Genomic DNA, 12,515 nt, shown 5'->3' on the forward strand with positions numbered 1-12,515 from the left:
ATCAACAAACTTGGCACACTATTGAGTTCTCAAACAACAGACACACCCGGCACCACCACAACCATTCAATCGGCCGTGGATCGCTCCGGAGCAACTTTTCAAAGTTACCCGGTTTCCCGCCCCGATGCAAATCCATATTCCAGGACCCGCACCAGCAGAAAACACATCCCCCACCAAACCGAGGCGCTCAAAAGAACAACCAACATATGGTCTTGAATTCGGGGGGTTTGGCCGCCCGCGGTAACCAGCTCTTCGCTGTTCCCCTCGCGGCGACTTAGAAAACAATACACCCACCCAACCCCCACCGCAAATCCACCCCCACACAGGGTCCTATGCCCCCAGGATCCGCGTCGTGGCGGGGAATCTGAGGGGCTCACCGGGGTCCCTGTGCAGTAATCGGCCAGAATGGGTTTCTGTTGGCTGGATCACACCAAGCGGGGATCAGCCAGCAGCCGGGAAGGCGAAGGCTGTGGCCTTTCCGGTGGCAGGTCGGGCTCTCTGCCTTGTTGTAGTTTTGCCCTACAGTGCGCCTGCACGTGTGCTGGTGATCTTAGCCAGCGGCTGCCCGCTGTCTACAGGCATTCGCCGACCCATTCGCCTCAGTTCCTGCCCCGTAGGGACGCTGAGCACTGCTGTCCATCAACATCTGCACGGATGCCACGACGCGTTGGTTTGCGTGCAGGTTCGGGAGGACTGCTGTGGGCGCCGGCCACAGCGGTAGTGGAGGCCAGGATCGTCCCCTGCCAGTGGGCCGCAGCAGTACCAGGTTGATTGAATAACCAAGCAAAACCACGCTTCCCGGGCATCCCATTCCGTGTCGCCTCAGTCACGAGTCCCGAGCTTCGGAGACGAGTGGTTCACCGTAAGCGCGCTCTACCGCCGCGGTCGATACCACCCCCACTGGCCGGATCCAAAGCAGCCGGCGGTCGGCAGGGCTGCGCGCTCGTCGCGGCCGGGCGTCGTTGGCTACGGAGCGGGGGCCGGCACGCGGTGATGCCGATGCCGATGCCGGTGCTCGGAGTGCCCTTCAGCGGAGCTCCTCGACCAGCCCGATGATGATGCCGGCGGGGCCGCGAACGTAGCAGTACCGGTAGATGTCCCCGTACAGCGCCACCTCGCCCACGAGTTCAGCGCCGTGGGCGCGCAGGCGGTCCAAAACGCCCTCAACGGCGTCGACGACGAACGTGAGGCGAGGGATGCCCGGGGTGTTCATCGGCGCCCTCGGCGCAATGCTGATGGCCACCGGCGTATGGAACGTCGACAGCTCGACCCGGCCGTGGCCGTCCGGGGTCCGTACGACGGCGATGTCCGCCCGGACGCCGTCCAGCCCGACGAGCTGGTCCACCCATTCGCCCTCGACTGCTGCCTCGCCCTCCAGTTCCAGGCCAAGTTCGACGAAGAACGCAATAGCAGCCGCGAGATCCTCGACCACAACGCCGACGTGATCCATCCGGTAGATCGTCATGCCACACAGTGTAGGGGACCGAGGATTCTTGCCGTCGGCGAACACCGCGCCGGCCGGGACCTGCGCTACGAGATGGGGCGCGTTGACCGCCCGCCAGCGGGCTACTACAGTCGGCGCCATGCGAAAACTCGTAGTCCAGCAGTGGGTTACCGTCGACAACATCGCCGCGGAGGAGGACGGCGGGCTCAGCTTCGTGTCAGGGGAGCCCTTTGCCGAAACGGACACCAGTGCGTTCAAGGCGAGTGTGATGGGGTTCATCGACTCTGTCGACACGATGATCCTCGGCGCGAATACCTACCAGCAGAACAAGGACTACTGGCCGTACGCCGATGAACAGGGCGAGTACGGCGAGAAGCTCAACAACCTCGCCAAGTTCGTCGCCTCGTCGAAGCTGGATGACGCCCCCTGGGGCGACTTTCCCGCCGCGACCGTGACGCCCGACCCGGTCGCAACCATCCGGGAGCTCAAGGAGCAGAGCGGCAAGGACCTCTGGCTGTGGGGGAGCTTGAAGCTCATGCACTTCCTGCTGGACGCCGGCATCGTCGACGAAGTCCGGATGCTGGTCTGCCCGGCGTCACGCGGCAAGGGAAAGCGCATTTTCGAAGGGTTGGCAGGACCTGTTGCTGCTCGAGGCCACCTCGTTCGAAAACGGAGTGGTACTCCTGCGCTACGAAATTAAGAACTAAGCGGAAAGTCCGCATCGTCGACTCTTCCTGGAAGGTCCAGGACGCGGCAGAGGACCTCACCCCCGGACGGGGAGTCGCAGTCCTTCCGAAGGTACTGGCACTGGAAAGGTGCGGTGCCGGTAGGCGGAACTCCGCCGGGAAATCAGGACACCGAGGTCTCAGTCGGCATGGTCGGCGACCGCATAACCTGGGATGTCCACCGTATCGAAGCCGCTGACCCGTGCCCGAGAACTACGACGCAGCATTGACCGAATCACACCAGCCCCGCGCACAGGAACGCAGATGGCCAAAGGCCATATCAGCCATGGATGAGCTCGCTCACAGGCACCAACAATGGCGGCGTCCAAGACGTTTCTTCCTGGTCTGCGACCGGACTCAACCGGGAACATGAGGCAATCTACTTGCACGCGAAGTTGGGCCTGATGTGCGGGAGTGTGTTGGAGTTCACTGCGGGTGGTGTGGGTGGGGCCGGGCTTTGGTGGTGGGTGTTCGGGGTGTGTTTTGGTGTGGGTGGTTAAAGTGGGAGAGCCTCCAAACAGTGTGTTTGGAGGCTCTCAACCGTAATGATGTTCCGGCGGTGACCTACTCTCCCACANTCAGGATCCGCGTCGTTCCGGGCCCAAAACCGGCATCGGCAGCCAAAACCGGGCGCCGCCGTCGTACGTGACTTCTGTGTGCTGCACCACAACCGCCGACGCCGCGTGCGGATCTTGACAAGCTCGACCACCCGGGGGGCTCGATCACCAGAGGAGGCTCGATCCCCGGAGGCCTTAAATGCAGAAGGGCCGGCAACCAAACGGTTGCCGGCCCTTCTCAAGCAGCTGGAATCAGCGGTACTGAATTACCAGGAAGACTTGGTGATGCCCGGGAGCTCACCACGGTGAGCCATGTCGCGGAAGCGAACACGGGAGATACCGAACTTCTGGAAGGTACCGCGGGGACGGCCGTCGATGATGTCGCGGTTACGCAGACGGACGGGCGACGCGTTGCGGGGAAGCTTCTGCAGGCCGAGGCGTGCTGCTTCGCGAACTTCGTCGGTCGAGTTGGGGTCAACCAGAGCCTTCTTCAGTTCGAGGCGCTTTGCAGCGTAACGCTCAACGATGACTTTACGCTGTTCGTTCTTTGCGATCATTGACTTCTTAGCCATGTGTTTAGCGCTCCTCTCGGAATTCGACGTGCTGACGGATCTTGGGATCGTACTTCTTCAGAACCATACGGTCCGGGTCGTTACGACGGTTCTTCCGCGTCACGTAGGTGTAACCCGTGCCCGCAGTCGACTTGAGCTTGATGATCGGACGTACGTCCTTGTCCTTAGCCATTAGAGCTTCACTCCCCGAGCAAGGATGGCGGCGACGACTACGTCGATGCCGCGCACGTCGATGGTCTTGATGCCCTTTGCAGAAAGCTGCAGCGTGACGTTACGGCGCAGGGACGGAACCCAGTAGCGCTTCTTCTGAATGTTCGGATCGAACCGACGCTTGTTGCGACGGTGCGAGTGCGAAATGCTGTGCCCAAAGCCCGGCTCGGCTCCGGTCACTTGGCAGTGTGCTGCCATGACTTCTCCTCAAGAATTGAATGTAATGATCCGCATATCTGCTGCAGGATCATGCGGCTAAGTGCGACCCAAAGTGATCAGGGTGAACGGTTAGTCACGCAACTTGAGCCCCTAACTACCGGCTACCCTGGAGAAAATTACCGGGCCACCGGAGCAATTGCGCACGCTCCGCGCACTTAGCGCTTACCAAGTCTACGAGTTCATGCAATTAAAGGCCAATCCGGGCTCGGACGGTGTATAAGGGCGCGTTGCTTCAGGGGCGGGTGAGCTGGGCGTACTTGGGGGCCAGGCCGTCGCCCGAGGACTTGCCGGTGACGCGGCGGACCACCCACGGGCCGGCGAATTCGCGGACCCAGCGGGCGTTGGCGCGGATGGCCTCCGCCCGGTTCAGCTCGGGCACCGGAGTCATGGGCGGGACTTCGATCGAGTGGTCGTGCTCCAAGACGGTGAGGACCCGTTTGGCCATGTTGGCGTGCCCGGCGGCGGACATGTGCATCCGATCTTTGGCCCACATGCCCCAGTCGTAGTACTCGTTGAAGCGCCAGTAATCCACCAGCAAGGCTCCGTGGTCCCCGGCAATGCCGCGGACCAGTTCGTTGTAGATGGCGGTGCGGCCGCGCATGGTGCTGAAAACCTTGGAGCCGCGCGCGTCGAAGCCGGTGAACATCACCACGGTGGCGCCGGTCGCCGCCAGCTTGCGGATGCCGGCGTCGTACTCCGCCAGCAGATCGTCGATGTCGATCCTGGGCCGCAGAATGTCGTTGGCACCTGCGTAAATGGTCACCAGGGTGGGGTTAAGGTCGACGGCGGCGTCCACCTGCTCTGCCATGATCTGGCGGAGCTTCCTGCCGCGGATGGCCAGATTGGCGTAGCCGAAGCCGGGATCCGCCGCGCCCAGCTGCTCCGCTACGCGGTCCGCCCAGCCGCGCACACCGTTGGGGCGGCCGGGATCGTCATCCCCAACCCCCTCCGTGAAGGAGTCGCCGAGCGCTACGTACCGGGTCGAAAAGTCCATGGCGTCAGTCTTTCATCTGTTGCCGAGAGCAACCAAGACGGGCGTGCCAGGGCGGCGGCTTAGGGCCGGTTTTCGGTGTCCCGGAGGATCCAGTGGCCACCGTCCAGCCGGGCCACGATCTTTTCGCCGATGCGTGCCAGATCGTGGACGTCGCGTTCCGTCAGGGCGTCCAGGAACTTGGTACGGACTGCCTCCACGTGCCCGGGTGCGAGCGCCTCCAAAGTGGCCATGCCGACGTCGGACAGGTGTGCGGTGGTGACACGGGCATCGCGGGGGTGCGGACGCCGCTCCAGCCATCCGCGCTTCTCCAGTTTGGCAACCACGTGCGAAAGCCGGGACAGGGACGAACTGGTGCGGGCGGCCAGTTGGCTCATCGGCAGGAAGCGGCCCTCAGCTTCGGACAGCATTGCCATGACGTTGTAATCGAACAGGGACACCTTGCCGGCGTTGTGGAGCTGGTTGTCCAGGGCAGCCGGCAGCATCGTGTTGATGCTCAGGAGCGCCAGCCAGGCACGGCGTTCGTCGGCGTTGAGCCAGCGCGGTTCGGTCATGCGTACATTCTAGAAGCAGAGCGCGGTTGAGAGTTCAAGTGACGCACCCGCTCCGTGGACCCATCCGAGTAGGCTGACCCTATGTATGTTGTGTCGCTGACCTACAAGGTGCCCGAAGACATTGTGGACTTCCATTTGAACGGCCACGTTGAATGGCTGAAGAAGGCCTTTGACGACGGCGTTTTTGTCGCCGCCGGACGCAAGGTACCCCGGACGGGCGGGCTGCTGCTGTCCAGGGCGGACCGTCCAACGTTGGAGGCGAGCCTGGCCAGGGACCCGTTTTACGTCAACGGCGTGGCTGAGTTCGAAATCATGGAATTCGCGGCCAACAGGGTGGCCCCGGGCTTCGAAAACCTGCTGGACACGTAGGCCTTCTCGGCATCTTTCCTGGGAGCACGCCCTCCCGCGGCGGCTCTGGCCTCCGGGCCGGTGGGCGCAGGCTCCGGGGAACTGCCCGGTATCCCCGGCAGTCCCCCGGGAGGACCTACTGCTCCAGAACCAGGAGCTGCGCTTTGTCCGGCTCCCAGGCGACGAACAGCTCCGCGCCGGACGTGGGGCGACCCGACGCGTCCGAACTGAGTTCGCGCACCTGCAGCTCGTGGCCGCCGGCCGTCAGCCTGTGGCGCACCGTGGCGCCCAGGTTGGTCGAGGACACCAGCGTTGCCAGGCCGCAGTTGTCCGCGCTTGCCTCGGAGCTGAACTTGAGGTGTTCGGGACGGATGGACACGGCGTATTTCTCGCCGGTGACGCCGCGGTCGCGAACCCTTCCCAGGCCCAGGCCGCCGAGGTCAACCAGCGCCTCTCCGTCCTTGCGTTCCAGGACGGTGCAGGGGATCAGGTTGGTGTCGCCCAGGAAGCTGGCCACCCAGTCCGTGAGCGGGTGGTTGTAGACCTCCTCGGGCGGGCCCGACTGGACGATCCTGCCATCCTTCATAACCACGATCCGGTCGGACATGGCCATGGCCTCGTCCTGGTCGTGCGTGACGAAAAGGACGGAGATGCCCAGGCTTTTCTGCAGCGTCTTGATCTCTTCCTGCATGTGTTCGCGGAGCCGCTTGTCCAAGGCGGCCATGGGCTCGTCCAGGAGCAGCGCGGCCGGGTTGAACACCAGCGCGCGGGCCAGGGCCACGCGCTGCTGCTGCCCGCCGGAGAGCTGGCGAGGCTTGCGGTCGCCCATCTTGCCCAGGCCCACGCGTTCCAGCGCGGTTTCGGCGCGTTGACGCCGTTCGGCCTTGGGCACTTTGCGCATCCGGAGCGCGAACTCCACATTTTCGCGGGCGGTCATGTGCGGGAAGAGGGCGTAGTTCTGGAATACGACGCCGAGGTTCCGGTCCCGGGGCGGGAGCGCATCCACGGGCTTCCCGTCGATCAGAACGCTCCCGGAGGTGTGCTCCTCGAAGCCCGCCACCATCATCATGGTGGTGGTCTTGCCGGATCCGCTGGGTCCCAGCAGGGTGACGAATTCGCCGGGTTCCACCACCAGGTCCAGCTCGTCGACGGCAACCACATCGCCGTACGTCTTGCAGACCTGCCGGAGTTCAATCGAACCTTGCGCGGACGCCGTCGTCCGGGTGTTTGCCGCTGCGGAAATCACTGAAGTAGTCATGGGCCTTCCTTAGTTTGGTGCGGACACGGCCAGCGGCAGCATCCTGGCGGTGGAGCGCCGTTTGAGAACGAACATGACCTGGAACAGGAGCCCCAGGGTGGCCACGGTGACCAGCAGTGCCGAGGACACGGCGATCTTGGGGGTCAGGTTGAACTGGATGTCCGTGAACATCTTCACGGGCAGGGTGGTGGCGCTGGGCGTCTGCATGAAAAGTGACATCACGGTCTCGTCGATGGAGACCGAGAAGGCGAACAGTGCCCCGGAAACCAGGCCGGGCAGGATGACCGGCAGGTAGACGTGCCGGAACACGGATAGCCATCCGGCGCCCAGGCTCTGTGCCGAACGAACCAGCGCCGGGTTCAGTCCAGCGAGGCTGGCGCGGGTGGTTAGATACACGTACGGGGTGGCAATCACGGCATGGGCCAGGCCAATGGGGAGGATGCTGCCCAGCACACCGAGCGAGATGAAGAACTGGTAGAACGCCAGCGCCAGCACCACGGTGGGGACGATCATCGGCGCCAGGATCAGCCCCACGACAGCCTGCTGCCCGGGGAACTTGCGCCCGTGCAGGCCGATGGCCGCCATCGCGCCGAGAAGGACACCGATCACGACGGCGATCGCTGCCGATTGGAGGCTGGCCGTCAGGGCCGAGGTCCAGGCCTTGTCAGCGAAGAAGCCGGCGACGGCCGCGAACGAGATCCCTTCGGGGGGGAACGTGATGTAGCGGCTGTCGTTGAGCGCAACAGGCACCACGATCGCCGTCGGGACCACCAGGAACAGGAACACCGGGATGGAAAGCAGCGTCAGCAGGCGCTGCCGGGGATTAGTTGTCTGCATGTTGGCCTCCCGCCTTGAGCACGCGCTGGTAGATGGCAACGAGGATGCTGACCAGCACCGTCAGGATCACGGCCAGGGCCGCGGCTCCGGAGAAGTCCGTCAGCTGGCGTGCGTAGTAGTCGATCTGGTTGGCGATCATCATGTCCCCGGGTCCGCCCATGACCACCGGAGTGATGAAGAAGCCGGTGCTGATGATGAACACCAACAGGCCTGCCGCGGAGATGCCGGGCGTACTGAGCGGCAGAGTGATCCGGCGGAAGATCGAGGCTTCCTTGGCTCCGAGCGACCGAGCCGCCAGGGCCAGCCGGTCATCGATGGAGGTCAGCGACGAGAAGATCGGGAACACCGCGTACGGGAGCAAGCAGTGCACCATGCCGATGATCACGGCCAGGCGGTTGTGCAATAGTTCGATGGGAGCATCTGTGAGGCCCACCGCCTGGAGGAAGGAGTTCACGATGCCGTTGTCCTGCAGGAGTACGGCCCACGCGAAGTTCTTCACCAGGATGCCTGTCCAGAACGGCAGGAGTACCACGGCGAACAGGATCACGCGTGTCACCGTGCCTGAATGCCACAGCACCAGGGCAATCACGTAGCCGAGGACCACGGTAACGATGGTGGAAGCCAGGCTGATGCTCAGGGTGTTCACCAGCGAGCGGATCACCAGCGGGTCTTCGAGGACCCGCTGGTAGGCGTTGCCGGTGAAGCTTGAGCCCACCAGTTTGCCCAGCGGGCTGAGGAACAGCAGGACGTCAAAGGCCAGGATCGGTGTGAGCAGCAGCCACCAGCCGGTGCGCCGCCGTCGGGGTTTCTCCTGCTCCGGCGCCGAGGTGCGCCCCTCCGGACGCGCCCGTTGCAAGGTTGCGTTGCTCATCTCAGCTGGCCTGCCACAGCTTGAACTGCTGCTCGGTCTTCTTCAGGTTCTCGGACCACCACTTGTCGTCACGGACCAGGATCTTGTCGGCCAGGCGCGGGCTGGTGGGCAGGGTGTCTGCGATTTCCTTGGGCAGCTTGGACAGCGCCGGAGTGTTGGCCAGAGTCAGGTTGGTGACCTTGTCGAAGGCGGCTCCCGCCTCGGCATCGTTGGACATGAAGTTCATCAGCTTGAAGGCGGCTTCCTTGTTCTTGGCCCCCTTCGGCACCACGAAGTAGTCGCCGGCGAGGACGGCGTTTTCCGCGCTGAAGTTCAGCTTGGCACCGTCGTTGCGGGCCGCGTTGATGCGGTTGTTGAAGCTCGTGGACAGCGAGACCTCGCCCGAGGTGAGCTGCTGGATGGGCTCCTGGTTGGCCGCGTGGTAGAGCAGGCGGTCCTTGCCGGGGTGGTGGCCCAGCACGCGCAGGGCGCGGTCGACGTCGAGCGGGTAGATCTGGTCGAACGGCACGCCATCGGCCAGGAGTGCGGCCTCCAGGACGGAGCTGTCAGAGAGCTGGTTGTAGACCGAGCGCTTGGTGTCGTACTTGCCCTGGTCGAAGAACTGCGCCCAGTCCTTGGGCGCCTGCGCATCGGGGATGGCCTTCTGGTCCCAGGCCATCACGAACAGGAAGCTCAGGTACTTGATGCCGTACTCCGCTTTGGCGTAGCCGGGCAGGCCCTTGTCGCTGATGATGTCGTAGTCGAACGGCTCCAGGAGGCCTTCTGCCACGGCCGTTTCGTATTCCGGGGCAGTGATTTCCACGAGGTCCCACTGCACGTCCCCGGACTGCACCTGGGCCTTGAGCGCGGCCAGGCTGGTGTTGGCCAGCAGCGTGGTTTGTATCCCCGACTGTTTGGAGAACGGGTCCAGAATGGTCTGGGTCAGCTGGTCGTTGTAGGAGCCGCCGTAGGACGTGACCGTGACGGTCTTGTTGGCTGCCGCGCTGCCGGCCGGTTTGGCCCCGCAGCCGGACAACGCCAGGCCGGCGAACGGCGTGAGTGCTGCGGCTTTCAGGAGTTTCCGGCGGTCAAAGTGAAGGGAATTTTCAGTCATCGCGGTGGTGCCTCTCAAGGCTGTGGCCCGCCCGGCGCACGCCAAAGGACGCCGTGTGCCGGAGGGAGCAGGTTGGGGATTCCACGTTCACGCCAGGACACCAACGGCGGCGGTTCACGCCCCGGACGGTCCCCTCTGCGTTGAGCGGACTTGCGCTGACGGATTGAGTCGTCGTCAGTGGGGCAACACTAACTGTGATGTTGCCCACAAGTCAACAGTTGTTTACGAGCTAATCATTCGGGCGGGTCTTCTGAGCGGTGGCGTCCGAGTCCATGAGTCTCTTCAGCCCGCCCTTCCGGGGCACCTTGACGGGCTCTGGCCAGCGCGGGCGGAGGGCGTCTCCCAGGGTGACGCCCCTGATCTTCCGGCCGAAAAGCGGTAGGACCCAGTCATGTACCCAGCGCCGTTGGTGCCTTTCCCACTCCCGCAGGCTGAGCCTGACGGGGGGATCCCATTCCTTCGGTCGGATCTTGTGCGGCACGCCGAGCTGGTCCAGGACCCGCCCCGCGAGGTACTTGTGGCCCGCTTTGGACATGTGCAGGCGGTCAGAATCCCACATCCGCCGGTCATGGAACGCGTCCAGGCACCAGTAGTCCACCAGCACAGCACCGTATTTCGCCGCAATGTCACGCACGCGCTGGTTGTAGCTGGCGTTGCGCTTCTTTAGCGGCTCCAGCACGGCCGAAACTTTGACATCGAAGCCCGTGAACAGGACGACAGTTGCTCCGGTTCCGGCGAGCCTGGCCACCAGGTTTTCGTAGTCGGCCATCAGGGCGGCCATGTCCGTGCCGAGGTCCAGGATGTCATTCCCGCCGGCGTACAGGGTGACGAGCGTGGGCTTCATTGCCAGCGCAGGTTCCAGCTGTTCGTTGATGACATGCCGGAGCCGCTTGCTCCGGATGGCCAGGTTGGCGTATCTCCAGCCGGGGTCAGCCTTGGCCAGCTTCTCCGCCACCCGGTCCGCCCAGCCCCGGACTCCGTTGGGCAGCCGTTCATCGCGGTCCCCCACACCCTCGGTAAACGAATCCCCCAAAGCAACGAATACCCGCCGGCCCTCACGGTCCGAAAGTAAAGGATTAGAACCCATCCACTGAAAGTAACCGCCCAAAGAAACGCCAAGGTAAACGGACAGCAACAGGATGTGTAGAAGGGTTGAGATCTAGAGGCAGAGTGCGAGGGAGCGTTTGCGAACCAGGGCCGGGTGCAAGGTGTGTCCATCAAGCCGCCGCCGCTGGCTTGGGCCGAATCCCCCAAGTTGCGCCGGTTTGGCTGGGTTTCCAGATAGTGGCAGTACATGGCTGGCCGCAGGCAACAGCTACAGGCGGAGTCCACGAATCGGGGCCAGATCGGTCTGATCATCAGCAGCTGCTCAGCCTTTGTCACATTTTGCGACCGAAGGTCACGATCAGGTAACGTTGGCGGCTGGCCCCAATGCAGGGCCCCGGGCGCCCGAACACTGGACCCCCGATGCGCCCCTTCGGCGCCTGCTAGCTCCGGCCCTACCAAGGGGCCGAAGGATGCTTTCCGCACCCGTCATCGTCTCAGGTGCATCAGTCGTTTCTTCCAGTCCTAAGCCCGGAGGTATCTTGTTCAAGAAAATAGCCATCGTAATGACCATGGGTGCTTTGTCCCTGACAGGATGCGGCCTAGCCCCTACGACCAATGGGGCGTCTGCCCCATCCTCGGCTGGCCGCGCGTCCGCACCTGCCACTCCAGCCCCAACTACCGCAGCCACGGCGTCTTCAGCCGCCGCATCTCCGGCGCCCCCGGCTTCGAGCAGCGGCCAGACCCCCGCTTCGGCGGCGGCAACCCCGGCGACAGCCGTCACCTCGGCGCCGACGCCCGCGCCTGCCGCGGCCCCGGCGACGGCGACGGTGGTGCCCGCAGCCAGCCAGACTCTCGCCACGACGGGTGACGGTGCGCAGGCAGCTACCGCCTTCGGTTGGGGCCCGGTCCTGACGGGCGACGAATTCTCCAACACCGGCGCACCGGACCGGACAAAATGGAGTGTCTATAATGGTGCAGGGCATGCAGGCAAAGGCCTGCGCAGTCCCCAGGCTTGGTCGGTTGCCAACGGCGTGGCCACCGTTAGCGGAGACGCAGCCGGCACCACGGGCGGCATGTCGGCAAAGTTCGCGCAACAAAAGTATGGTCGCTGGGAAACCCGCATGAAAACCAATGCACGCGACCCGAAATACCACCCGGTCCTGATCCTCAACAACAACGCTGCCCCGAACTGTGCCGAGGTCGATTATGCCGAGGGCAGCACAGCCACCAACCTGATGCGGTTCTTCCTGCACTACGCCTGTGGTGGAGCGGATTTCCAGACCACGACGGCGACGCCCCTCGATAGCACACAGTGGCACAACTACGCGGTGGAGTGGACCCCGGCCGCCATCACCGGATACGTCGACGGGGTAAAGACCTTCACTGACACGAACCCGGCGCACCAGCCCTCGGTCGCCATGAAACAGACATTGCAGCTGGATTGGTTCCCGGACGGCTCGGCTACCAAGCCCTCGCAGATGCAGGTCGATTGGGTCCGCGTCTACTGATAAGACAGCCCTTTCCGGCCTAGGGCTCGCCGCGGAACGGTTGGATTAGCCGCGGGACCGACTCGCGGGGTGCCGCAAGTCTCTGAGCGGCAACGAAGTGAATGAGAAAGACCCACTCGCACCCTGGCGAGTTCCAGCGGTCGTTGCAACACCCTGACTTTCGGGAGTGGCAACGACCGTGGTTCGTTAAGGTGATGATTCATCAAGGTCCCGGTGGTAGAGGAAGGACCAGAAGGATTCGTTTCTCGCTGTATTTGAGCTGTTGAGGCGTACCGAGCCGG

16 protein-coding genes are annotated in these 12,515 nt (G+C 63.7%); 5 read left to right on the plus strand and 11 right to left on the minus strand.

Annotated features, from left to right (window positions below):
• Positions 1–216 (plus strand): hypothetical protein (locus AC50YA_RS07125; RefSeq protein ID WP_494981617.1); only part of this gene is annotated, 216 nt, incomplete at its 5' end.
• An 811-nt stretch (positions 217–1,027) separates the two neighbouring features.
• Here the strand turns inward: AC50YA_RS07125 and AC50YA_RS07130 are convergent.
• Positions 1,028–1,465 (minus strand): VOC family protein, encoded by a 438-nt coding sequence (locus tag AC50YA_RS07130; protein ID WP_494981837.1) that lies wholly within the window; start codon positions 1,463–1,465, stop codon positions 1,028–1,030.
• Positions 1,466–1,583: 118 nt separating this feature from the next.
• On the opposite strand from AC50YA_RS07130, the gene AC50YA_RS07135 reads away from it, so the two are divergent.
• Positions 1,584–2,144 (plus strand): dihydrofolate reductase family protein, encoded by a 561-nt coding sequence (locus AC50YA_RS07135; RefSeq protein WP_494981618.1) that lies wholly within the window; start codon positions 1,584–1,586, stop codon positions 2,142–2,144.
• An 848-nt stretch (positions 2,145–2,992) separates the two neighbouring features.
• Here AC50YA_RS07135 and rpsN read toward each other — a convergent pair.
• The 5 genes from rpsN to AC50YA_RS07160 form a co-directional block, all read right to left on the minus strand.
• Positions 2,993–3,298, minus strand: coding sequence for a 30S ribosomal protein S14 (gene rpsN / locus AC50YA_RS07140; protein WP_026266887.1), 306 nt, complete (start codon positions 3,296–3,298; stop codon positions 2,993–2,995).
• A gap of 4 nt (positions 3,299–3,302) precedes the next feature.
• Positions 3,303–3,470, minus strand: a complete 168-nt coding sequence (gene rpmG / locus AC50YA_RS07145; RefSeq protein WP_013602737.1) for a 50S ribosomal protein L33 — start codon at positions 3,468–3,470, stop codon at positions 3,303–3,305.
• Entirely contained in the window at positions 3,470–3,706 is a 237-nt protein-coding gene (gene rpmB, locus AC50YA_RS07150; RefSeq protein WP_056342125.1) for a 50S ribosomal protein L28, read from the minus strand. The genes rpmG and rpmB overlap by 1 nt, the downstream gene beginning before the upstream one ends.
• A gap of 253 nt (positions 3,707–3,959) precedes the next feature.
• Complete coding sequence (locus AC50YA_RS07155; protein WP_494981619.1) at positions 3,960–4,721, minus strand: SGNH/GDSL hydrolase family protein; 762 nt, start codon at positions 4,719–4,721, stop codon at positions 3,960–3,962.
• Between the two features lie 59 nt (positions 4,722–4,780).
• Complete coding sequence (locus AC50YA_RS07160; protein ID WP_494981620.1) at positions 4,781–5,272, minus strand: MarR family winged helix-turn-helix transcriptional regulator; 492 nt, start codon at positions 5,270–5,272, stop codon at positions 4,781–4,783.
• A gap of 81 nt (positions 5,273–5,353) precedes the next feature.
• On the opposite strand from AC50YA_RS07160, the gene AC50YA_RS07165 reads away from it, so the two are divergent.
• Positions 5,354–5,641 (plus strand): YciI family protein, encoded by a 288-nt coding sequence (locus tag AC50YA_RS07165; protein ID WP_494981621.1) that lies wholly within the window; start codon positions 5,354–5,356, stop codon positions 5,639–5,641.
• Positions 5,642–5,756: 115 nt separating this feature from the next.
• On the opposite strand, the gene AC50YA_RS07170 is transcribed toward AC50YA_RS07165, so the two are convergent.
• From AC50YA_RS07170 to AC50YA_RS07190, 5 genes are all read right to left on the minus strand, one after another.
• Positions 5,757–6,878 (minus strand): ABC transporter ATP-binding protein, encoded by a 1,122-nt coding sequence (locus tag AC50YA_RS07170; protein WP_494981622.1) that lies wholly within the window; start codon positions 6,876–6,878, stop codon positions 5,757–5,759.
• A gap of 9 nt (positions 6,879–6,887) precedes the next feature.
• The gene (locus tag AC50YA_RS07175; RefSeq protein ID WP_494981623.1) at positions 6,888–7,715 is read right to left on the minus strand and encodes an ABC transporter permease; all 828 of its coding nucleotides are present in this window, start codon (positions 7,713–7,715) and stop codon (positions 6,888–6,890) included.
• On the minus strand, positions 7,702–8,586 hold the full coding sequence (locus tag AC50YA_RS07180) for an ABC transporter permease (protein WP_494981624.1): 885 nt from the start codon (positions 8,584–8,586) through the stop codon (positions 7,702–7,704). The genes AC50YA_RS07175 and AC50YA_RS07180 overlap by 14 nt, the downstream gene beginning before the upstream one ends.
• Position 8,587: 1 nt before the next feature.
• A complete protein-coding gene (locus AC50YA_RS07185; protein ID WP_494981625.1) occupies positions 8,588–9,679 on the minus strand; it encodes an extracellular solute-binding protein in 1,092 nt (363 codons plus the stop codon).
• A gap of 229 nt (positions 9,680–9,908) precedes the next feature.
• Positions 9,909–10,766 (minus strand): SGNH/GDSL hydrolase family protein, encoded by an 858-nt coding sequence (locus tag AC50YA_RS07190; RefSeq protein WP_494981626.1) that lies wholly within the window; start codon positions 10,764–10,766, stop codon positions 9,909–9,911.
• A gap of 552 nt (positions 10,767–11,318) precedes the next feature.
• Between AC50YA_RS07190 and AC50YA_RS07195 the strand changes: the two genes are divergently transcribed.
• Positions 11,319–11,594: a hypothetical protein gene (locus AC50YA_RS07195; RefSeq protein ID WP_494981627.1), complete on the plus strand. Its 276-nt coding sequence runs from the start codon at positions 11,319–11,321 to the stop codon at positions 11,592–11,594.
• Complete coding sequence (locus AC50YA_RS07200; protein WP_494981628.1) at positions 11,557–12,234, plus strand: glycoside hydrolase family 16 protein; 678 nt, start codon at positions 11,557–11,559, stop codon at positions 12,232–12,234. The genes AC50YA_RS07195 and AC50YA_RS07200 overlap by 38 nt, the downstream gene beginning before the upstream one ends.
• The last annotated feature ends 281 nt before the right edge of the window (positions 12,235–12,515 follow it).

The organism is Pseudarthrobacter sp. RHLT3-21, from assembly GCF_059383495.1.

Bases quoted from the DNA above. Each gene is read 5' to 3' on its own strand.
- AC50YA_RS07130 (WP_494981837.1), bottom strand. From the start codon at position 1,465: ATGACGATCTACCGGATGGATCACGTCGGCGTTGTGGTCGAGGATCTC.
- AC50YA_RS07135 (WP_494981618.1), top strand. From the start codon at position 1,584: ATGCGAAAACTCGTAGTCCAGCAGTGGGTTACCGTCGACAACATCGCC.
- rpsN (WP_026266887.1), bottom strand. From the start codon at position 3,298: ATGGCTAAGAAGTCAATGATCGCAAAGAACGAACAGCGTAAAGTCATC.
- rpmG (WP_013602737.1), bottom strand. From the start codon at position 3,470: ATGGCTAAGGACAAGGACGTACGTCCGATCATCAAGCTCAAGTCGACT.
- rpmB (WP_056342125.1), bottom strand. From the start codon at position 3,706: ATGGCAGCACACTGCCAAGTGACCGGAGCCGAGCCGGGCTTTGGGCAC.
- AC50YA_RS07155 (WP_494981619.1), bottom strand. From the start codon at position 4,721: ATGGACTTTTCGACCCGGTACGTAGCGCTCGGCGACTCCTTCACGGAG.
- AC50YA_RS07160 (WP_494981620.1), bottom strand. From the start codon at position 5,272: ATGACCGAACCGCGCTGGCTCAACGCCGACGAACGCCGTGCCTGGCTG.
- AC50YA_RS07165 (WP_494981621.1), top strand. From the start codon at position 5,354: ATGTATGTTGTGTCGCTGACCTACAAGGTGCCCGAAGACATTGTGGAC.
- AC50YA_RS07170 (WP_494981622.1), bottom strand. From the start codon at position 6,878: ATGACTACTTCAGTGATTTCCGCAGCGGCAAACACCCGGACGACGGCG.
- AC50YA_RS07175 (WP_494981623.1), bottom strand. From the start codon at position 7,715: ATGCAGACAACTAATCCCCGGCAGCGCCTGCTGACGCTGCTTTCCATC.
- AC50YA_RS07180 (WP_494981624.1), bottom strand. From the start codon at position 8,586: ATGAGCAACGCAACCTTGCAACGGGCGCGTCCGGAGGGGCGCACCTCG.
- AC50YA_RS07185 (WP_494981625.1), bottom strand. From the start codon at position 9,679: ATGACTGAAAATTCCCTTCACTTTGACCGCCGGAAACTCCTGAAAGCC.
- AC50YA_RS07190 (WP_494981626.1), bottom strand. From the start codon at position 10,766: ATGGGTTCTAATCCTTTACTTTCGGACCGTGAGGGCCGGCGGGTATTC.
- AC50YA_RS07195 (WP_494981627.1), top strand. From the start codon at position 11,319: ATGCGGCCTAGCCCCTACGACCAATGGGGCGTCTGCCCCATCCTCGGC.